This is a genomic window from Clostridium sp. C105KSO13 (genome assembly GCF_001517425.1).
Taxonomy (GTDB): Bacteria; Bacillota; Clostridia; order Lachnospirales; family Lachnospiraceae; genus Muricomes.
Map to the genome: position 1 here is coordinate 26,658 of NZ_FBWL01000153.1, position 20,854 is coordinate 47,511.

The 20,854-nt window shown below is 44.7% G+C and carries 23 protein-coding genes and 1 pseudogene; 9 read left to right on the forward strand and 15 right to left on the reverse strand.

What is annotated here, in order from left to right:
- Positions 1 to 20 precede the first annotated feature (20 nt).
- The 8 genes from uxuA to BN3456_RS04315 all read left to right on the forward strand — a co-directional run bounded on the left by uxuA (position 21) and on the right by BN3456_RS04315 (position 7,596).
- Positions 21 to 1,109 carry a mannonate dehydratase gene (gene uxuA, locus BN3456_RS04280; RefSeq protein WP_089982902.1) on the forward strand — a complete coding sequence of 363 codons (1,089 nt, stop codon included), beginning with the start codon at positions 21 to 23 and terminating at the stop codon, positions 1,107 to 1,109.
- A 1-nt stretch (position 1,110) separates the two neighbouring features.
- Positions 1,111 to 2,721, forward strand: coding sequence for a mannitol dehydrogenase family protein (locus tag BN3456_RS04285; protein ID WP_089982903.1), 1,611 nt, complete (start codon positions 1,111 to 1,113; stop codon positions 2,719 to 2,721).
- Between the two features lie 18 nt (positions 2,722 to 2,739).
- Positions 2,740 to 3,378 carry a bifunctional 4-hydroxy-2-oxoglutarate aldolase/2-dehydro-3-deoxy-phosphogluconate aldolase gene (locus tag BN3456_RS04290; protein ID WP_089982904.1) on the forward strand — a complete coding sequence of 213 codons (639 nt, stop codon included), beginning with the start codon at positions 2,740 to 2,742 and terminating at the stop codon, positions 3,376 to 3,378.
- A gap of 44 nt (positions 3,379 to 3,422) precedes the next feature.
- A complete protein-coding gene (locus BN3456_RS04295) occupies positions 3,423 to 4,520 on the forward strand; it encodes a sugar kinase (RefSeq protein ID WP_089982905.1) in 1,098 nt (365 codons plus the stop codon).
- Between the two features lie 42 nt (positions 4,521 to 4,562).
- Entirely contained in the window at positions 4,563 to 5,957 is a 1,395-nt protein-coding gene (gene uxaC, locus BN3456_RS04300) for a glucuronate isomerase (protein ID WP_089982906.1), read from the forward strand.
- 255 nt (positions 5,958 to 6,212) lie between these two features.
- A complete protein-coding gene (locus BN3456_RS04305) occupies positions 6,213 to 6,464 on the forward strand; it encodes a winged helix-turn-helix domain-containing protein (protein ID WP_176699094.1) in 252 nt (83 codons plus the stop codon).
- A gap of 194 nt (positions 6,465 to 6,658) precedes the next feature.
- Positions 6,659 to 7,315 (forward strand): recombinase family protein, encoded by a 657-nt coding sequence (locus BN3456_RS04310; RefSeq protein WP_089982908.1) that lies wholly within the window; start codon positions 6,659 to 6,661, stop codon positions 7,313 to 7,315.
- A gap of 53 nt (positions 7,316 to 7,368) precedes the next feature.
- Complete coding sequence (locus BN3456_RS04315) at positions 7,369 to 7,596, forward strand: DUF5348 domain-containing protein (RefSeq protein WP_089982909.1); 228 nt, start codon at positions 7,369 to 7,371, stop codon at positions 7,594 to 7,596.
- Positions 7,597 to 7,658: 62 nt separating this feature from the next.
- Here the strand turns inward: BN3456_RS04315 and BN3456_RS04320 are convergent, their stop codons facing one another.
- From BN3456_RS04320 to BN3456_RS04335, 5 genes and pseudogenes are all read right to left on the reverse strand, one after another.
- Entirely contained in the window at positions 7,659 to 8,393 is a 735-nt protein-coding gene (locus BN3456_RS04320) for a YkgJ family cysteine cluster protein (RefSeq protein WP_176699095.1), read from the reverse strand.
- A 73-nt stretch (positions 8,394 to 8,466) separates the two neighbouring features.
- Entirely contained in the window at positions 8,467 to 8,940 is a 474-nt protein-coding gene (locus tag BN3456_RS04325) for an NADAR family protein (protein WP_089982911.1), read from the reverse strand.
- An 87-nt stretch (positions 8,941 to 9,027) separates the two neighbouring features.
- Positions 9,028 to 9,912, reverse strand: coding sequence for a BRCT domain-containing protein (locus tag BN3456_RS16555; RefSeq protein WP_347457791.1), 885 nt, complete (start codon positions 9,910 to 9,912; stop codon positions 9,028 to 9,030).
- Positions 9,895 to 11,061, reverse strand: a pseudogene (locus BN3456_RS16560) (NAD-dependent DNA ligase LigA); the annotation flags it as partial. The pseudogene BN3456_RS16560 and the gene BN3456_RS16555, both read right to left, overlap by 18 nt.
- 336 nt (positions 11,062 to 11,397) lie before the next feature.
- A complete protein-coding gene (locus BN3456_RS04335) occupies positions 11,398 to 11,646 on the reverse strand; it encodes a helix-turn-helix domain-containing protein (RefSeq protein WP_089982912.1) in 249 nt (82 codons plus the stop codon).
- A gap of 119 nt (positions 11,647 to 11,765) precedes the next feature.
- Between BN3456_RS04335 and BN3456_RS04340 the strand changes: the two genes are divergently transcribed.
- Positions 11,766 to 12,005 carry a hypothetical protein gene (locus BN3456_RS04340; protein WP_089982913.1) on the forward strand — a complete coding sequence of 80 codons (240 nt, stop codon included), beginning with the start codon at positions 11,766 to 11,768 and terminating at the stop codon, positions 12,003 to 12,005.
- Positions 12,006 to 12,081: 76 nt separating this feature from the next.
- Here the strand turns inward: BN3456_RS04340 and BN3456_RS04345 are convergent, their stop codons facing one another.
- The 10 genes from BN3456_RS04345 to BN3456_RS04390 form a co-directional block, all read right to left on the reverse strand.
- Entirely contained in the window at positions 12,082 to 12,684 is a 603-nt protein-coding gene (locus BN3456_RS04345) for a hypothetical protein (RefSeq protein ID WP_089982914.1), read from the reverse strand.
- Positions 12,685 to 12,705: 21 nt separating this feature from the next.
- Complete coding sequence (locus BN3456_RS04350; protein WP_176699096.1) at positions 12,706 to 13,296, reverse strand: hypothetical protein; 591 nt, start codon at positions 13,294 to 13,296, stop codon at positions 12,706 to 12,708.
- Entirely contained in the window at positions 13,293 to 13,544 is a 252-nt protein-coding gene (locus BN3456_RS04355) for a hypothetical protein (RefSeq protein WP_089982915.1), read from the reverse strand. Before BN3456_RS04355 ends, BN3456_RS04350 begins: the two co-directional genes overlap by 4 nt.
- Positions 13,545 to 13,554: 10 nt before the next feature.
- On the reverse strand, positions 13,555 to 14,610 hold the full coding sequence (locus tag BN3456_RS04360; RefSeq protein ID WP_089982916.1) for an SAM-dependent methyltransferase: 1,056 nt from the start codon (positions 14,608 to 14,610) through the stop codon (positions 13,555 to 13,557).
- Between the two features lie 13 nt (positions 14,611 to 14,623).
- Positions 14,624 to 15,160 (reverse strand): sigma-70 family RNA polymerase sigma factor, encoded by a 537-nt coding sequence (locus BN3456_RS04365; RefSeq protein ID WP_089982917.1) that lies wholly within the window; start codon positions 15,158 to 15,160, stop codon positions 14,624 to 14,626.
- 39 nt (positions 15,161 to 15,199) lie between these two features.
- Positions 15,200 to 15,724 carry an AbrB/MazE/SpoVT family DNA-binding domain-containing protein gene (locus tag BN3456_RS04370; RefSeq protein WP_089982918.1) on the reverse strand — a complete coding sequence of 175 codons (525 nt, stop codon included), beginning with the start codon at positions 15,722 to 15,724 and terminating at the stop codon, positions 15,200 to 15,202.
- 85 nt (positions 15,725 to 15,809) lie between these two features.
- Positions 15,810 to 17,924, reverse strand: coding sequence for a vWA domain-containing protein (locus BN3456_RS04375; protein WP_089982919.1), 2,115 nt, complete (start codon positions 17,922 to 17,924; stop codon positions 15,810 to 15,812).
- The gene (locus BN3456_RS04380) at positions 17,921 to 18,184 is read right to left on the reverse strand and encodes a helix-turn-helix domain-containing protein (protein WP_089982920.1); all 264 of its coding nucleotides are present in this window, start codon (positions 18,182 to 18,184) and stop codon (positions 17,921 to 17,923) included. The genes BN3456_RS04375 and BN3456_RS04380 overlap by 4 nt, the downstream gene beginning before the upstream one ends.
- A gap of 13 nt (positions 18,185 to 18,197) precedes the next feature.
- Positions 18,198 to 20,012, reverse strand: a complete 1,815-nt coding sequence (locus BN3456_RS04385) for an AAA family ATPase (protein WP_089982921.1) — start codon at positions 20,010 to 20,012, stop codon at positions 18,198 to 18,200.
- 13 nt (positions 20,013 to 20,025) lie between these two features.
- The gene (locus tag BN3456_RS04390; RefSeq protein ID WP_089982922.1) at positions 20,026 to 20,802 is read right to left on the reverse strand and encodes a hypothetical protein; all 777 of its coding nucleotides are present in this window, start codon (positions 20,800 to 20,802) and stop codon (positions 20,026 to 20,028) included.
- Between the last annotated feature and the right edge of the window lie 52 nt (positions 20,803 to 20,854).

Consider the following 20,854-nt stretch of genomic DNA (forward strand, 5'->3'; position numbering starts at 1 on the left):
TCGCGAGGAGAAAATAAGATATGGAGATGACACTGAGATGGTACGGAGCAGAATTTGACACAGTCACATTAAAGCAAATCCGTCAGATTCCGGGGGTGACGGGAGTAATCACTACCTTATATGATACGGAGCCGGGAGAGGTCTGGAGCAGAGAAAGAATTCGAGCAATGATTGATGAAGTAGAGGCAGCAGGTCTTCATATATCAGGGATCGAAAGCGTCAATATCCACGATGCAATTAAGACGGGCGCGGCAGACAGAGACCGCTATATAGACAATTACATTCAGACATTAGAAAATCTTGGAAAAGAGGATATTCACCTGGTATGTTACAATTTTATGCCGGTGTTTGACTGGACACGTACAGAACTGGCAAGAGAACGCGAAGATGGGTCAACTGTACTTGCATATACGCAGGAAGCTGTTGATGCATTGGATCCGACAAAGATGTTTGATTCTATCGCGGGCGATATGAATGGAACAATTATGCCGGGCTGGGAGCCGGAACGAATGGCGAAAGTAAAAGACTTGTTTGATATGTACAAGGACATTGATGATGAGAAGCTTTTTGAGAATTTAAAATATTTTCTTGAGAAAATCATGCCGGTTTGCGACCAGTATGATATCAATATGGCCATTCATCCGGATGACCCTGCATGGAGCGTATTTGGACTTCCTCGTATCATTATTAATAAAGCAAACATTTTACGAATGATGAAAATGGTGGATAATCCCCACAACGGAGTGACATTCTGTTCTGGTTCATACGGAACGAATTTAGAAAATAATCTTCCGGATATGATTCGTTCCCTAAAAGGAAGAATCCATTTTGCACATGTGAGAAATTTAAAATTCCATTCACCGACAAACTTTGAAGAAGCAGCGCATCTTTCTTCTGACGGTACCTTTGATATGTATGAGATTATGCGGGCCTTATATGAGACTGGATTTGACGGGCCCATACGCCCTGATCACGGACGCATGATATGGGATGAAGTCGCAATGCCGGGCTATGGACTCTATGACCGTGCACTTGGGGCAACATACCTGAATGGTCTGTGGGAAGCAATCGAGAAGTCAGAAGAACGTCTTGGAAGGCAGGGTGCGTGAGATGAGATTAGATAAAAATATAATGGAAAATAGAGAAGAATGGCAATCAAAGGGGTATCGGCTTCCGGCATATGACAGAGAAGCGATGATTCAAAAAACGAAAGAAAATCCAGAGTGGATACATTTTGGTGCAGGGAATATCTTCCGTGCTTTTCAGGCAAATATTGCGCAAAACCTTTTGAACCGTGGGGTGATGAATACAGGAATTATCGTGGCGGAAGGATTTGATTACGAAATCGTAGAAAAAATGTACCGCCCGCATGCAGAGTATTCTATTCTTGTAACATTAAAGGCAGATGGAAGTATTGAGAAAACAGTTGTGGGAAGTATTGCAGAATCTTGTATTCTGGATTCAGACAACGCAGAAGAATTTGGAAGATTAAGAGAGATTTTCAAGAAGGATTCTTTGAAGCTTGCCACATTTACAATTACCGAGAAAGGATATAGTCTGGTTGATGGCAAAGGAGAAGTGCTTTCCGGTGTTGCAAGTGACTATAAGACTGGACCGGAGAAACCGGTAAGCTATATCGGAAAAGTGGCATCCCTTTTATATACAAGATACCTTGCCGGGAAAAAGCCGATTGCAATGGTAAGTACGGATAACTGCTCCCATAATGGCGACAAGCTGTATGCAGCAGTCAATGCCTTTGCGGAGCAGTGGGCAGTAAATGGACTGGTAGAGAGCGAATTTGCAGACTATATTCAGAACAAAGATAAAGTGGCGTTCCCCTGGAGCATGATTGATAAGATTACACCAAGACCGGACGCATCTGTTGAGAAAATCCTTCGGGAGGATGGTCTGGAAGGATTAGAACCTGTCATCACCTCGAAGAACACTTACGCTGCTCCATTTGTAAATGCAGAGGAGTGCGAGTATCTCGTCATTGAAGACCTGTTTCCAAATGGCAGGCCAAGGCTTGACGAAGGCGGCGTCATGTTCACAGACAGAGAAACAGTAGATAAAGTAGAACGCATGAAAGTATGTACTTGTCTGAATCCTCTTCATACGGCGCTGGCTGTTTATGGGTGTCTGCTTGGATACACCAAGATATCAGAGGAGATGAAAGACCCCGAGTTAAAGAAGATGGTGGAAATCATCGGATACAAAGAAGGACTTCCGGTTGTAATCAATCCGGGCATACTTAATCCGAAAGAATTTATTGATACGGTGTTAAATATACGAATTCCGAATCCCTTTATGCCGGATACGCCGCAGCGTATTGCTACCGATACCTCACAGAAATTAGCAATCCGTTTTGGCGAAACAATTAAGAACTATCAGATGACCGGGAAAGATATTAATGATTTAAAAATGATACCGCTGGTCTTCGCCGGATGGCTTCGCTATCTTATGGCGGTGGATGACAATGGGACAGCCTTTGAGTTAAGCCCGGATCCGTTATCAGAAACACTTTGCCCGTATTTATCAGAGATCAGGCTGGGGCAGGAATTTGACGGGGAAGCAGTACTCCGCCCGATATTAGAAAAGCAGGAAATCTTTGGGGTGGATTTGTATGAATTGGGCATGGCGGACAAGATTTGCCGGTATTTTAAAGAATTAACTGCCGGAACAGGCGCTGTACGTGCAACATTGAAAAAATACACCATATAAAAAACGAAGGGGAAGGATATGAATCAGATTTTAAAACGAATTGAAAAAATCGGTATTATACCGGTGGTTGTATTGGATGATTCCAAGGATGCAGAGAGTCTGGCAGATGCTTTATGTGAAGGAGGTTTGCCATGCGCGGAGGTTACGTTCCGGACAGAGGCAGCAGAAGAAAGTATTCGTATTATGCGTAAGAAATATCCAGATATGCTGATTGGTGCAGGCACAGTTCTGACAACCGAGCAAGTGGAACGGGCTGTAAGCGCCGGAGCTGAATTTATTGTCAGTCCGGGATTAAATCCCAAAATAGTAAAATATTGTATAGATAAAAAAATCGCCATAACACCAGGAACTGCTACGCCAAGTGAGATAGAAGCAGCAATAGAAAATGGATTGGATGTAGTGAAATTTTTCCCGGCGGAGCAGCTTGGGGGACTGAAGATGATCAAGGCAATAGCAGCTCCATATACAGGGATAAAATTCATGCCGACAGGTGGAATCAATGCGGAAAATGTACGGGAATATCTGGCGTATGACAGAATCCTTGCCTGTGGCGGAAGCTGGATGGTAAAAAGTAATTTAATTAAAAACCATGATTTTGAAAAAATCAGGGAATTGACACGGCAAGCTGCTGATATTGTAAAAGAAATCCGCGGATGATGGGATATACTCGCAATAACAAAATAAGGAGATGGTAAGTTGACATGAAATTACAAATAAGACCCCAAGAGGAATGTGCATTTGACGCCGTTTCTTTAGGTGAAGTTATGCTTCGATTAGACCCAGGCGAAGGACGTATCCGGACTGCAAGAAATTTTCGGGCATGGGAGGGCGGCGGAGAATACAATGTTGTTCGTGGCCTTCGCAGATGCTTTGGAATGAAAACAGCGGTTATAACAGCATTTGCAGAAAATGAAGTGGGCAGACTCATGGAAGATTTCATTTTACAAGGGGGTGTGGATACATCTTTAATACACTGGATGCAGTCAGATGGAATCGGAAGGCTGTGCAGAAATGGAATTAATTTTACAGAAAGAGGTTTTGGAATACGTGGAGCAGTAGGGTGCTCTGACCGGGCAAATACTGCAATTTCCAAAGCGACATCAAAAGATTTCGATTTTGAGTATATCTTTGGGACGCTTGGTGTCCGCTGGCTGCATACAGGAGGTATCTATGCAGCATTATCTGAACAAGCATGCGAAACTGTTCTTGAAGCGATAAAAACTGCCAAAAAATATGGTACGATTGTATCATATGACTTGAATTACCGTCCATCCATGTGGAGTGCTATCGGAGGTTTGGAAAAAGCACAGGAAGTGAATAAAGAAATTGCAGAATACGTTGATGTTATGATAGGCAATGAAGAAGATTTTACGGCGTGTCTGGGATTTGAGGTTGAAGGGAATGATGCGGACCTTAAAGAACTGAATATCGACGGCTATAAAAAGATGATTAACGAAGCAGTGAAAACTTACCCGAATTTTATAGCAGTGGCAACTACGCTTCGTGAAGTGAAGACCGCTACCGTAAATGATTGGAGCGCTCTTTGCTGGGCAGGAGGAGAAATATACAAGGCAAAGGATTATAAGGGGTTAGAAATTATGGATCGAGTAGGGGGCGGAGACTCTTTCGCTTCGGGATTGATTTATGGACTTATCACAACTGGGGACGCAGAACTTGCAGTAAATTATGGTGCGGCTCACGGCGCTCTTGCAATGACTACACCAGGCGATACGACTATGGCAAGTAAAAGAGAAGTAGAAGCAGTCATGGGTGGTGCCGGTGCACGGGTACAAAGGTAATTCTATTCGTGTACAAACACTTTCAAAAGAAAGAAGGCAGATATGAAAAAATTCATGGATAACGAGTTTTTATTGACAACAGAAACAGCACAGCATCTGTACCATGACTATGCGGAGAAAGAACCGATTATAGATTATCATTGTCATCTAAATCCAAGAGAAATCTATGAAGATGTTAAATATAATAACATTACGCAGGTATGGCTGGGAGGAGATCACTACAAGTGGCGTCAGATGCGTTCCAATGGTGTGGAAGAAAAATACATAACAGGTAACGCATCTGACCGGGAGAAATTCCAGAAATGGGCAGAAACCTTGGAGAAAGCAATTGGAAATCCACTATATCACTGGAGTCATATGGAGCTAAAAAAATATTTCGGCTATGAAGGATACCTATGTGGCGATACTGCAGAAGACGTATGGAATCTGTGTAATGAAAAACTTCAAAATGGCCTGACAGCACGCAAGATGATCGAGATGTCAGACGTTGAAATTATCTGTACAACGGATGACCCTGTAGATTCCTTAGAATGGCATAGAAAATTAAGTGAAGAAGGATTTTCTGCAAAGGTACTCCCGACATGGAGACCTGATAAAGCCATGAATATTGAGAAAAATGATTTTGCACTTTATCTGAAAAAGCTGGAAGAGACAAGTGGAATTAAGATTCAAAGTTTTGAAAGTTTAATTCAAGCACTAAAAAAACGTATGGACTTTTTTGACAGCGCAGGATGCTGTATATCGGATCATGGGCTGGAGTATGTCATGTATGAGCCGGCCACGCGGTGGCAGATTGACTGTATATTCGAAAAAATCATGCGTGGAGAGTCACTGACAGGATGTGAGATTAGGCAGTACAAGACGGCATTTCTAATAGAGATGGGAAAAGCATATGCTGAGAAAAACTGGGTAATGCAGCTGCATTATGGAGTGCAGAGAGATTTAAATCATAAAATCTTTCAGAAGCTTGGGCCAGATGCAGGTATTGATGCCATTAACAACTACGCCCCAGCCATTGAGATGGGAAAATATCTAAATCTATTGGCAGAGCAGGACGCATTGCCAAAAACAATATTATATTCGCTTAATCCAAACGACAATGCAGTAATCGGCACAGTAATCGGCTGCTTTCAAGATGCCACAGCGATTGGCAAAATCCAGCAGGGCTCTGCATGGTGGTTCAACGACAATAAGGCAGGGATGATTCAGCAGATGGTGTCTTTGGCCAATCAGGGGTTGCTTGGTAACTTTATCGGAATGCTTACAGACTCCCGCAGCTTTTTATCTTATACCAGACACGAATACTTCCGCAGGATTATGTGCGATCTGATTGGCGGCTGGGTAGAAAATGGCGAGTATCCACAGGATGAAAAGATGTTGGAGATGATTGTGGCGGGAATTGCGTACAAAAATGCAAAATGTTATTTTGGATTTTAAATTAAAAAGGTTTTGAATTACGAGGAGAAAATAAGGTCTGTATTGTTCCGAACCTTCGCCTACTGTTCCGGATGATGGTATGGCATAAGTTATCTAGTCAATAAGGAGGGGGACGAACAGGCTGTAGAAGAGTTTTGGAAAGATTATGATTAGATGCAAAAGAAGATTACTATGATTCCCGCTAAAACTACGCCAGTCTTATTTTTTCATGGTTTAGTTATCCTAACACATCATCGGCAAGTGTTACGAAATGATATGGAAATTTCACTTTCTTGTTCAGAATTTGATATACTGCTCTATCTGGCACAGCAGCCTGGACAGGTATTTACGAAGACACAGCTGTTTCAGCATCTCTATCAGGATGAACTTGCCGTGGACATTGACAATCTTATCTACTGCCTTATCCGAAGCCTGCGTAAGAAGATGGAGCCGGATCCGCGACATCCAAGATATATTCATACGGTTCGCGGTGTTGGATATAAGTTTGAAGCGCTCTCAGGGAAGTAACATTCTCTGGGAGTTTTTGTTGCACTTTTTTGGCATGGTACGTACAGAAATAGTAAAAGGATATCTCTCAAAAAGTGTACTTTTTAAAGCTACTATAAACGATATGCTTTTTGCTCTCAAAAAGTACACATTTCTATTTTTGAGATATCTCAAAAAAAGTGTATACATTTTGGGAGAGGAAAGGGAATTTGACCATGCCAGTTTATGGATACCACAGGACAAGTACAAAGGAGCAGCACCTGGATCGGGGACTATTGGAAATCAGTAAATTCTGCGAGGAAAACCAAATAAATCTTCTGGATATATTTACAGACCAGCTTACCGGAAAGAAGTTTGACCGACCAGAATATCAGTTTCTGAAAAAAAGAATACAGCCGGGAGATGTATTAATCATTACGGAGCTGGATCGGCTGGGGCGAAATAAGCGGCAGATATTAAAGGAGCTGGAATATTACCGCGACCGGAAGGTGCGGGTGATGATATTGGAAATTCCAACGACGCTCATGGATTTTTCCAACTGGGACAATAAATTGGCAGCTCTAATAATGGAAACGATCAATAACCTTCTGATTGAGGTCTATGCCGTATTTGCTGAGACGGAAATAGAGAAAAAAGAAAAACGGCAAAGGGAAGGCATTGAAGCAAAAAAGCTGCGTGGAGAATGGGATGACTACGGACGCCCACATATCATGGATAAGGCGGCTTTTGCCCAGGCATTTGAACGAGTCGTGGCAGGAACGCTTACGCCCACAGCGCTACGCAAAGAATTAGGGATGTCGTCTGCCACCTTTTATCGCTACCGCACACAGTATCTCAAGGAACATGCAGAAGATTTTCAATCGGAACAATAATGTGCCTATTACTCTTTATAGAAGGAATAGATCTTGCAAGGAGGAGGAATTTGATGAGAGAAACAAGAAACGGCATCTTAATTTTTGACACGGCAAGTAAACGGTATGATATTCGTTTTGGATTAGAAGAGTACTATGGCGGACTCTGCTGCGGAGAGTGCTTTGAAGTAAAAGTAGAAGAAAAATGGATTCCGGTCCGTATCGAATTAAGGTACCCGAAAGACTGGTATCTGGTAGGTCTGTCAAATGTTGCTCTTAGCGGATTGCAGGTCAGAATATAGGAGGCAGTAATGGAGGAATGTAACACAAACAGAGCCATCCACAAAAAGATGGCTCTGTTTCACTATTTAGATGTAGTTTTGCAGGAAAGTTTGTCTGTATCTGCTTCCTGAAGATACATCTTCAAGACATTCATAAATACAGTGGTATTCGATTGGAATTGCACATAAAAATCCTGAGTCACATCATAATCGAGATACAGGTAATAAAACACGGTTGCTCTTAACTTCTCCATACGTTCTGTGTCAGTGCATTCTTCAGCTTTTCGCAAAAGCATGCTCAATTCAGAGATTGTCTCATACCATGTGATAAAGAAAGGATCTTCTAAGTCCATGCCAAAACGTCCCAGCCATTCACGGACTGTATGGGTTTCTGAATGATCACCGCAACTGGGATTCACAAAAACATATTCAATCCGGCTGCCTTCGGAAGCAGCATCGCCGCACTTACCCGGTGACAGCTCTATCATTCGTCCAATCGGAAACGTGGCGCATACTGTCGGCTTAACATCGTGAACAGCGCATTTGTTATCCTTCAAGAAAGGGCAATGCCGGAGCAGTCCTTTCGGCGCAAGTCTGATAATAGGAATCCGAGATGTATTGCCGATATAAACTTCACCGTTCTGTGCGGCTGTTTCATAAGGGGTATTGCCTAATTTTTGCGCGATAAAAAATAAATCCTTTGCAGTCAAAATAATATCATCCCGATTGATGCAACAGTCCCCGCATTGGGTACAGTGAAACCGAAAAGGTGTGTCTATTCCAATTTTTAAATCCATGTATTCTTCTAAACGATTCATGGTTGTCCTCCATTCATTTTTGATTTTTCGATTTTGAGATATCCGGAAGGCCATATGCCGCCTTCTTAGAGAATCATCTTAATTCCGCGTTTAATTTACCGCGGATGTCCATAAGTATATTGCCCAGATGGTTTTCACCAAAGCCATCTACGCAGCCCCAGAAACGGTCGCCCCAAGTATTTCCTTCTATCAACAAGGTATCGCCTGTTGCCAGCAATGCCTGCATCAGTTCAGGATGCTGTAGGAATTTGGCAAAGCAGACTTCATACATAATCGGTATTTTTACTTGATTCCAATCCGGGCGCAGAGTGACGCTTCGCCCAAGTCTTTTGGCAAGAGCCGGCTCCGTAAGGCGCGGCATATAAAATTGCTGCTGTTCTCTTACGAATACTGTTTTCTGTGCCTGAAATGCGGCTTCATTGTTCGCATATTTATGTCCCCGATAGATGATTGGAGCATGATAGAAGTTGCTGAGGAATGCATAATTCCCCCGGAACTCAGCAATTTGTGAATAAGTATAGAACTTTACGGTATTTGTATAAAGCATAATGATACCTCCTTCAGTTATTTGTAAAGGAAGCGGCATATAAAAGCCGCTCCCTACGAATCCTTATCATTTTGTAGTACATATCACCTAAGCAATCATTTCCAGGAATTCCGCTTCTGAGAGAATGCGGATGCCGAGAGTTTGTGCCTTAGCAAGCTTGCTTCCCGCTTTTTCGCCGGCAATCAGGAAATCTGTTTTCTTCGACACAGAACTGCCAGGCTTTGCCCCCAGTTCCAGAATCTTTGTGTTGATTTCATCTCTTGTGAAATGCTCCAATTTGCCTGTTGCTACGATGGTACGTCCTGTAAAAATGTTTTCTTTCATAATCGTGTTTTCCTTTCTTTCTTCAAATGTCATTTCTGTCTGTAGTGTCCTGAATAACCGAAGGTTCTCTTCATCAGCAAACCAGCTGTGTATATGGTTGCTGAAGACCGGCCCAATACCTTCAATGGCTGTAAAATCATAACCACTTAGGGCGGCAGTTTCAAAGTCCTCCAGACTGCCATTAAATACAGTGTCTAACAGGCTGCTGATCGTGCGCCCGATGAGCGGAATATCCATGGCTACAAGGTAACGGACAAAGGTTGTCTTCCGGCTCTCATAGATGGAATTTTGCAGGTTCTGGTAAGAGGCCTCGCCAAATCCATCCAGCTTTAAGATATCTTCCTTATGTCGCTCCAGATGGTACAGATCTTGAAAAGACGTTACCCAACCGTTTGCCAGAAACTTCTCCAGTGTTGAAGAAGACAGTCCCCGGATATCCATGGCCTTTTTGCTTACAAAATGCACGAAGCGTCGTAGCAGCTGGCTCTCACAGTCCGGATTGTCGCAGTGCAGTGTTTCAATCAAACGCCCATCGCTGGAAGCGCGGGAGTAAACCCGCGTCTTTGCACCACAGCAGGGACAGGTGGGCGGGGTAAAATCCTGATAAGAACCCCGATCCAGATTATCTTCTATGTGTGGGATAATCATGTTGCGCTTTGACACTAAAATGCGGCATCCCGGCACTAATTCCAAATCTTTAATGAAGGTCAGGTTGTGCAGCGTGGCTCTTGATACTTCACATCCGTCAATCTCTACGGTATCAAAGATGGCAACAGGAGCTATCTCTCCGGTACGCGACGGCGTCCATTCGATTTCGCGTAATACGCTTTCAAAGGTTTCGTCCTCGAACTTATACGCCAGTCCGTCTTTGTAAAAACGTCCAGTGCGCCCGCAGCTTTCCGAATAGGAAATGCTGTCATAGGATACAACAATCCCGTCAATGGGAAGGTGGCTTTGCTCTGCATGTTCCTGAAGCTGGTCAATATCATGTTTCAGTTCTTCCAAGGTATAGTCCGCATTATCCTTAAATATATAAGGGCATATTTGAAAACCTTGCTTACATAATTGATACAGACGGTATCTTTTGGAATCTTCGTAGCTTGGATTTTCATCTAAGCCTTCCAATACTTTGAATGCCAAAAAGCGAACCTGCCGCTTGGAACAGGTTCCCGGATTCAGGCATCGCACCGAACCAGATGATAGATTTCGTGAATTCCGATAAGGTTATCCATTGCTGTCTACAAGGCTAAGCTTCAGCCGTTCAAAATCATCCTTGCAAATCAGCGCTTCGCCAGATATGCGTAACCGTTTTTGATAAGGAATGGTCAGGGGCACATTTGTAAAGGCGGGTATATTATGAGTGATTTCTTCTCCAATTACTCCGTCTCCTCTTGTGCAGGCACGTATCAGTTTGCCGCCCTCGTAGTCCAGTTCCACAGTCAGACCATCCAGCTTCAACATAAGCAGCACATCGCGGCTTCCTATGAAAGAAAACAATTCTTGTGCCTGCTTTGTCTTATCAAGAGACAATAAGGGCGTTGCAAGTTCTACTTTTTTCAGTTCACTGATAGGAATATAGCCGACAGTCTGTGTGGGAGAATCAGAGAGTATCATTCCGCTTTGTTCCTCCAACCTTTTCAACTGGTCGAACAGACAGTCATACTCCCTATCTGAGATGCTTGGTGCATTCAAATTGTAATATGCGTTTCGATGATGGTTTAGGACACGTACAAGCTCTTTGTTTTTTTCAATTAGTTCATTCATATAAATTTTTCCTTTCTTGCAGAAACATTGCATTTTGTGTTCTTCCTTGGAATTTCGCCACTCCTCCTTTCCTGTGTTCAGGCGCAAAAAAAGAGAATGGACACAGAAGTATTCATTCTCTTATTGCTGCAATTATGCAAAATAAAAAAAGTCAGTGGACTGCCACGGGCAGAAAAATTCCACTGACTTTATACAAACCTAAACAACATGTAAAATCCTGTTGGATTAACACAAAACAATTGATACAACTTTAACACAACACAATATGTAGTGTGATTCAATATAAAAATGCTATATATTGTTGTGTGATGACCTCCATGCAGAGCTGATGGCAGCAATTATTCGTTGGCTGCGCTGTCCGGTTCTTCTCTATTCATCTAATAAATCGCTGTAGCTTACATTCAGCACTCTTGCGATTGTTTTTAACTCAATATCTGTTACAAATCTTTTACCGCTCTCAATCCGCTGTATGGCGTTTTTATCCACATCAAGTCCTGCAATTTGCAGCATATCTGAAAACTGCTTTTGTGAAGGTTTTAAGGGCATACGTTCCCGAAACTGTTTTATCTTCCGTCCACATAGATTGTTTGATCCATCGATCGCTTTATTTTTATACATATTGCCCTCCTAAATTGACATCTACTGATTGTCATATAGGAAAGTATATGTTAAAATCAGACCTGTATTGACATTCACTATGTGTCAAATAAATATTTTTAGGATAGGTGGTTATGCAGATGAAAAAGAAAGTTGACGCAGAACGTGCGATAAGGACAATTGCCATGAAAGAGGGAAAAACCGTGGAATACATACGGTCACAGATGAACATGGCTATGCTTGCAGGGCTATGTAACCAAGACCCTGATATCCAAGCGCGTTGGAAAAAAATCCCCTGCGAAGATGAGATTCCAACGCCGGAAGAGCTGATTACATATCTTGCCACTCATGTTGATTCCGGAATAGACCCTTTTGGCTAAAAACTGGTAATGAATACAGAGTAAGTGATTATCACTATAAAAAGGACCGCCCAACACGGACGGTCCAAAGTCATTTTTAAAGCTCCAAGTCATCTTCAGGGGCCCAGGGATTTTCAAATGTGTGGACAGTGATTTCCTCATCATCCAGAAGCGCCTCCAGCTCAGTGAAAGAGTTGGCGGCATATCCCAGATTACGAAATTTATCCAAAAGTTCCTGCTCTGATTCGAAAAGGTCCCAATCCTCCAATACGTTGGATACTTTGTCGCCGGAAGGTGTCACAGCATCCTCATCGTAGATGGAGATGATGTACTTTTCCGGGAAAAAGGTTCCGGTAGTGTCGGTATTATAATAAATTTCTTCACCAGGCTCAATGCTCTTGCATACAAAGGACACACCGTAGTGGGCTGCTATGGCTTGATATGCATCGTAAAGCGGCGACCAGGCAGTGGATAAATCAAGAAGAATACCTTCTTTGTCCCGCTCCATATAAGTGACATTGCCCCGCAGGCAGATATCAGATGTGGAAATGCCTTTGTAGTTGAATAAATTACCTATCCAGGAGTCATCCGGCTTTATACTCATAATAATGCAAGCCTCCAGGTCATCCCAGAGATTTTGAAGTCCTTCCGTGTTGGATTCTGTGTAAAAGTAAATGTCATCGCAGCAGATATTTGCCATTATCCATCCACCTCCAATTTTTTAGTTCGTTCTTGTAATGTCATAATTTTTCCTTTCCTTTTCCGGTGTAGAGCCGGCAGTTTCATCTTCAGCATTTGGCTTCAGATACACCAGCAGTTTCCCTTGCAAGCTCAGGGGGTGTGTCACCCATGTATTATGCTCGTAAATCTCTTCTGTTAGCGTATTATAGATGACAGGCTCCTTTTCCAGGTCAGACAGATCTGCTACAAGGCAAGTCTTCAGGTTGATGTATGGCCAAAGTGCCAGTTCTATTTGTTTACGCATTTTCAAAGCCAGCGAATGCAGTCGGCTTACATCATAGTGTCTGGAGATATCCCGGCCCATTTCAATTAGCAGACCGGAATCATCAATGGTTTTGGTGATTACGTCAAGCTGTTCCTGCAGGGGGACATCGGGATTGAGAACCAGTCCTCTGAGTGCGACTGAACTGACGAAGGAACTGGCCGTTTGTTCAATCTGATTCAACAGTGCCCTGTAGGGATGCTGATACTTAGTCTTCAGAGTCTGGACTCCCACACCTTCCCGGTTTCTTTTTAAAGTGGAAAGCAGCTCTTCTAAGCTGCCTCCCAGTTCATAGATTGTCATACTCAAGCGCATAACACCCCGGTTTCTATTGGCATCCAAATGAATCTAAGGTCATACAGTGTGTTGCGGGTTTCAAAAATGACGCCATGGTCTGAAACCTCCAAAATTTGTTTGACAGATGAAGTTATGATGCTCTGGTTCTGATAGGAAATCAATGCCCGTTCCCCTACACGGAGTGGAAGGGCAAGTGTGCCGGTTAATGCTATTTGCTTCTTGGTATCATTGAGTTTACAGATTTTATTATTGTTCTTCATAAACTACCTCCTATGCTACCTCGTAATTCAGGCGGAAACAGCCCCGGGATACACAGAGGTATTGTTCTCTGTGTTCGTATAGTGTGGCACGAATCCGTTCCTGATAATGAGGGTTTTTGGCTGCCTTTGGGTGGTCTTTCAATAATTCATACAGATCGCTTAGTGCTGCGGAGCCGCCGATGCTTTCCATAGTCATACGGATGAGGTGATGCCAGGTAAGAGCCGTGATGTCTGTATCCTTTACAGAGAACCAGCCTTCCTGCCTGCAGCTGAATGGAATCATAAGCGCATCTGCTTTTTTCAGCATCAGCATGTATTCCGTGACAACAGGGATGAATGGCTTTTTGTATCTGCGGTTGTCCGAGGCGCAGTTGAACTGGGCTTTGACAAGAAAGGATTCAAAGTCACCCATCCGCATAAGGTCATGCTGCATACTGTAAAAATGCCCATTGCTGCGGATGTCTCCCACAAGGATGGCAAGCCTGCCGTCTTTCCGCAGTGCCAGGAAGAATTTCCGGATACAGAAATTTAGTTTCTCCAGAAACTCCTGGTAGTTTTCACATAGGGATAAATCATCCGGGTGTGGAGAACCCCACATGTTTCCGCTGTATTTGATGATATCATGGTAAGGCGGATGGAAAAAAATCAAATCCGCAGAATCCTCCACATCATCTTTCAGGGCATTCCAGTTTCCTTTGCCTACAGCCGGCGCTGGATTCAAATCGTAAAGGAGTGACCGGACATGGTGCCGGTCCGCAGCGGCTTTGGCAGTTCCGGATCCGGACATAGGGTCCAAAAACGTGAACTGACTGGTATCTTTCCCCTCGTAGCTCTTACAGTCCAGAACATACCGCAGTACGGCAGCTATCACCTCTGGAGAGCAGTTGCCCCGCCATTGGTTATTGCCGCCTGTGCCGCGTTCCGGGTAGGCCATGAATGAGGTCAGTTCTTTGCCGACACGTTTCCGAAGTCCTTCTGTCCCCAGCATTCCTGCAATGGTTTGCCAGTCCGGACCAAATTCTGCTTCTAGAATCTGTGCTGCACGTCTGAGTGCGAGTTCATCCATATCATGCGCCTCCTTATATCAGGGAAAGTTCCCGGAGCCTTCTGCGAAGCCGGGAGAAGCGACTGCCAACACCGTAGACGGTGATGCAACAGAGTTCCCCAATTTCACGGTAGGTATAGCCATCTGCTTTGAGATAGACTGCCTCCTTCTCCTTTGGTGTCAGATGGCACAAAAGCCGTAGGAGCTGTTCCTGGTTATCCAGAGTCTCAGCTATGGCATCCATTCGGTTCGGAAGCAGGTCATCCAGCGTCATGGAAGAAACCTCCTCATTATAATCCTCAAAAATAGCTCTGCGCTTTTGGCGGTTCCGATACTGAAATTCACCGGCAACACAGTTCTTCATCCGGGTCCAGGCGATGGTGCTGAACTTAAGACGTGCCAATTCCGGACGTTCCAGGTATTCCTGTACAGCAAGCAAATAGCCAAAAACGGCTACGTCATAGAACTCGGATTCCTCTAATTTATTTTCATTTAAGAAGCTGTACACCAGATTGTGATGAAGGTCAGCAAAATGGCGTTGCTCGGTGGTCAATGTATGTAATTTTTTCATGAGTCATTCTCCTTTATTTTGTACTTTTGTTTGCATTTTCTAGGGCAAATGGTGTGCCAACGTGGCTGCGACCAATCTGGCGCTGCCGAGATCCATATCAGACAATGGTTCTTTGCGTCTGCAAAATAAGACCAGCGCCAGAGTCGGACTTTGATGTGTCCCCGTTTTTATGGGGAAGATGGCAGATACCGGTTCTTTCAGATTCTCAAGTGCATCTAAGGTTTGCTCTGAGGAGAATAAGAACTCCTCATCCCGCTGAAGATACTCATGCAGTTCCGGAGATATAAGACTGCCTTCCGGGATGAAAATCCCTTTTGTGGCAATGACCTTTTCCGGTGTGCAGACCATGGCGCTGCAGCGTATAACACTGTATAAGATGCCGAGGAATTTCTGAATCTGTTCATCCTTAGAGACATATGCGTTGTACTTCCGAAGAAGGATATCTGCGCCATTGGTTTCTATTTCAATTGGTTCGCCATCAGCGAGGTCCATAGTCCGCCGGATTTCAGCGGGTATTACGATTCGTCCCTGTGGGTCTATGTTTCGTATCATTGCAATTTTCATAAAAGCTCCTTTCTGTCTGAAGAAAGAAAAGAAGCAGTTTTCTGCCTCTTTCCTTCCATTTTGTGTAAGTCCATTTACTATGCGGTCATACCAGATGCTGCTTGACCAATAGGGTCATGTTCTTGGGCAAATTCTCCAGATTCGTAATATCCAGAAATCCATCTTGATAGATACGCTTAATCTGCTCTTTGTCTTCCCCAATCGCGGCAGCGAAGGTAATGACACCTTTCTTTTCATATTCCTTTTTTATTCCACGCAGGTCTGCTTCCGCTTCTGTCCCGGAATAACCACAGTCTGCCGGCTGTCCATCAGAAATGATGATCAGTAGTTTCTTCTTCTCCGGACGTTTTTCCAAATGCTCTGCTACAAAACGCAGGGCAGCGCCGTCCCGGTTTCCGCCTCTGGCACTCATATCCATAAGGCGGTAACAATCCTCTGTGTCTACGGAATCAAATTCTGCATAAGAATATAGTTCTACACCACGGTGCCCGGTAGAATGGCCGTAGATGGTGATAGGAATCTGTAAGCGCCTGCAAAAATCGTAGAGCACGATGGCGGTCTTCCTTGCATGTGTGATGCGGTCACTCCAACCCATGGAGCCGCTCTCATCGACTAAAAGCCCGACCGCTAATTTCTGTTCATCCGATGGCAGGCGCGTTCTTGTAAAAATCGTACCATCTTCCCGGTGCAGTGTATGCATGTCCAGTCGTTTCCCCATCAGAAGATTCTTCTGCTTTCCTCCGTTTGCCTCATCTTGCAATAAGGGAAGAAGGGAACTCTGAAGACGCCTGGAAGCACGTAAGAGTGCCGGCGCTACGGACTGGTATTGGGAAATCATTTCATTGGATACACTTGGCATCCGGTTGACGGTGACATGGATGCCCTGATGAGCGTTCCCATAGTGAATGTCATCCGCAGCCTTTTGCAATTCTTCCGTCAGCTCCTGTTGGTATTGTGTCTCTGCTTTTTCAGTGGCAATACCATTTAGGATGTCAAACAAATCCTTTGCGGCATTTTCATACCCTGATCCGGCATACTGGGAATTGAAAGTAATTCCCGGATTATTCTCATCTAAAATAGTCGTCGTCTTTGCCAGGGCAATCCGTCCGCCCTCTTCCCGCAGGACTTCTGAAGCTTCGTTTAAGTCCTCTTGCCGGGTGTCAGGCGTCTTTGCATCCATAGGCGCGGTCTGGCCGGCATCGCATTTCCCTTTCTTTGCATTGGTGGGCAGGTTTCCGCCTTTTCCGGTTGGAAGGGGCAGACCTCCTTTGATTTCTTTTTCCAATGTTTCAGCCAGAGATTCTCCTGCTTGTGTTTCACTCGCTCGTTCCAACTCTTCCTTCGTTTTTTCAATGAGAGGTTTTAAGTACTGCCAAAGAATCACCAGTACATGGTTGGTTGCATGGAAACGGTCCTTGATGTCATCGGAATACAGGGAGTCTTCCAGATAAGGGATACATTCCTCTAAATAGTCCAGATACGGACCTCTGTAGCCGGAGATGTTATTGATCGTTCCGGCTTTGCAATAGGCAATGATAAGGTTCGCCACAATAGAAAAATCATTGTAATTCTCGTCGAGTTGTTCCTGGATAGACGGAATCTGTTCAGAAAACCTTAAATTATTCAGCTGGATTCCCTGCTTAAAGATACCCGGGAAAGCCTCACACATACGCGCTTCGATGTAGATATCCTCCACGATGTTGCTGATTGTGGATGCGCAGTGGGAAAGAGTCAGACAAGTAGCCTTATCCTTACTTTCTACGGCTTCCGTAATTTCCTCGATGTTTTTCTGGTACTGTACTTGTGCAAGGGATGGCATGTCGGGATAGAATACCCCATGCGCCATATTATTCAGGTACAACCCAAGAGAAGTGAAGTCTGTGTATAACAGATGCCCCACCTCATGCCCGGTCAGGCCGGTCAGGCTCTGGGCACGCAGATAACGCGACGGGAAGCTTTGGGTGATTGAATTCGCAGCATTGCTGTGAATCTTGTAATTATCGGTATATGCAACATGTGCATGTTCGGAAGGTTCCCAGTCCATAATCACCTGCAGCCCGTTGCGGTAACGGCCGGTTGCTGACTTTGCTAAGGCAGTCTGGTATCTTTGAAATGCTGAAGACATAAAAAGTTCTTCATCTGTAATAGACGCTTCCTGCTCCCGGATCATTCGTTTTAATGTCTGCTGGTTGCTTTTCATGGATTATTTGTCCTTTCATATAAGTGTTTGGTCAGTAATTCCTCTACCGTACATTCAAAATAGCCTGCAAGCATAAAAACCGCATAGGCGGAAGGGGAAGTGTGACCGGATTCGTAATTTAGAATTGTTTTCGCGGGGAGGTTTAGGATTCGCGCCAGCGCCTTCTGGGAAATCCGTTTACTGCGGGATTTACGCAGGTAACGAAGGTTGCCTGCAAGCGTTTGGCACATGTCCGCCTCCGTAATTCGGTAGTGGCACATACAAATACCTCCATCAGGCGGCGAGTACGGTATCCAGACAGCTTCCTTCCACCTCACTGCGGCTGTCCGGGTCAGCGGAAACCGAGGAGAGGATGGTATAGCGTGCAGCTTCGTGGATATCACCGCAAATCATAAACGATTGGACCCAGGAAGTAAGTTCCCGGACTCCACAGCACCCATCGGTAATCAGATTCTCCTTACAGTAACTGGAGATGGATTTGACAATCCGTGCCATAGTTCGTACCGTTGCCTTATCTGAACATCCGGTAACACCAAGCACCCGTTCTATCAGGGTCTCCTCATCCGGTTCTTCCAAATCAATGACAAGGTTCATTCTGGAGATGACAGACTGGTTCATCTGCTTGCAGCCTGCATAATCATTGTTGGTCGTCACCACAATCATAGTATCTGGATGACGCGTTACGATTTCCCCATTGGGAAGAAACACGCTGTTACACCGGTCCAGCAAAGAATTCAGACCTACAAGCACGCCCGGGTTTGCAATGACGGTGGGTTCCTGGATTTCTATCACGTATCCGTTTCGGATGGCTTCCACCAGGGGTGTATCCACATATTTGAAGTTCTGCCGCGAGGTTTCGTTGGCATAATGTGTATGCATTTCCGCAGCAATCACATCAATCAGCTTCTGGTATACGTCATCTTCAGAGACAGTTTCCTCATAAATGCCGGTAAGTTTCTGATAAGCAGTAGAGGGATCCAATGCAATGTCCTGGAATGTAGGATATGTATGCCGCAGCTGTGTCATTTTTCCGTCCACATCCGGTAAAATCTGCCCCAGCAGGTCGAAAATCTCCGTGTTTGCAGAGCAGGTGATGCACCGGTAGGGAAGGTGTAATCCGGCAGCAATGGCTTTGGAACCTTCCGTCTTGCCTGTCCCGGAGGGACCACGCAGGAGGAAGTTTCGCATCGGCTGCACGGAAGCGGTTGTCAATTTTGCATGTTCACAGATACGCTTAATCTCCTCTGGAATTACATACCAGGGGGGAAGCGGCGGGACCGTGAGTTCTTCTTCTGGAGTTAATGTCCGGGTATCAGACAGGATGTATTTGCTGACAAAATCTTCAGATGCAATGGTGACGGCTGCTTTTTTCAATGCAGCCCCAGGCTTAACCACCTGCAGGTCACCATGGATGACGTTGGTTGGCGCATAAATACCTTTTTGGATATTAAAGGGCTTTAGTACAGGGATTACGCCGTTTGCAGGGAGATCTGTCTTGATTCCGCCTACAGGGAGGCTGTCCCCATACCGGATCCGCCGGTACAGATTGTCACAGAGTACAGCGGCTGTTTTTGCGGCCTCTTCCGTGTCTGTAAATCCATCATCCCGGTATTCCTTTAATTTCTGGTAATACTCATTAAATTCATCATCCGCCATTGCGATAGGGAGCAGCGTAAACAGAAGTGCTGCGCCGCTGTTCTCGTTCTCTTTCAACACATACTTTTCAGGGGTACTGTCTACATCCGGCGGCATGGTATAGCGTCCGGCAGTAAATTTACCATTCATCCGGTTATAAACCACCACATGTAGTTCCCCGGTCTTACTGGGATATTCTGCAATGGTGAAGTTGTTGTTCTGGCTGCCGATGGCACCGAGTTCCTCCGGCGTTTTGGCACCGGACGGTGCTTCGAGTTCCATATAGGCAAGCAGTGCCCTCAGTGTTGACGCGTGGAGGGTGGATTTCTTCTGTGGCTGGTTGCAATACTTGGAATAGACATCCTTAAAGACCGGATCATCGGTGTAATCCTCAAATGGCTCCGGCAGCTTTCTGCGGAATGTCCAGTTATCTACTAATTTATAGTTGGCCATATCCATTTCCTCCTTATGAATTCCAGGATAATTCCAGCGCCTGTTCGGTTTCCTTGACATCCAGTTCGTCATGGATAAAGATATCGCTAAGCGCTGCCCAGTAATTTCTGGGAGGAAAGTGTTCAAAGGTTCCTTTGACTTCCTGAGTATTTCCGTTCTGGATATAAATTTCCCCTTTTTCATTGATATACAGCTTCTGATGTCCTCTGGCCTGCAGTTCGCCTACCAGATTGGTTAAGAGCGGACGTCCGATTAAGGTATACCAGGATTCGGGATCCACCTGTGGTGTCTGTGATTCCCCTGTTTTTGCTGCCCTGCCTTTTAAGGCTTCGATGGTCATCATCTGGATGACAAGATTACCAAACTGGTCCATCCGTACTTCGGCAAAATTGTAATCCTTTGTGTCGGTTGTCCGTATTCGCAGGGGTTTTCCTGCCAGTAGCCGGTCTACACTTGGACGCTTTGAGAAGTCCCAGGTGGCTTCCGGATAAGCAGATTTCAGTTTCCCGGTAATCTGGTAACTGATCTGCCTCCAGAGCAGGGTTTCCATGTCGGTCACAGGCTCTGCTTCGTCAGAGCCAGAGCAAGGTGTTATCTTCCGCCGCTTCCACACCTTTGGCAGGCGGGAGAGTAGAGGGAGAAGGAACATCCATACGGTTACGATAATCCCGATGGCAGCGATTGCAGCAATCAGATATCGGTTCGTGCTTTTCGGAAGAAAAAGTGCTGCTACAAACAGCAAAGCCACGATAAATCTTAAAAATTTCATGCCATTCTTTTGCATATTCATTTGATCCATCCTTTCTGAAACAAAAAAGAGGAATTGCATAATCAAATATTTG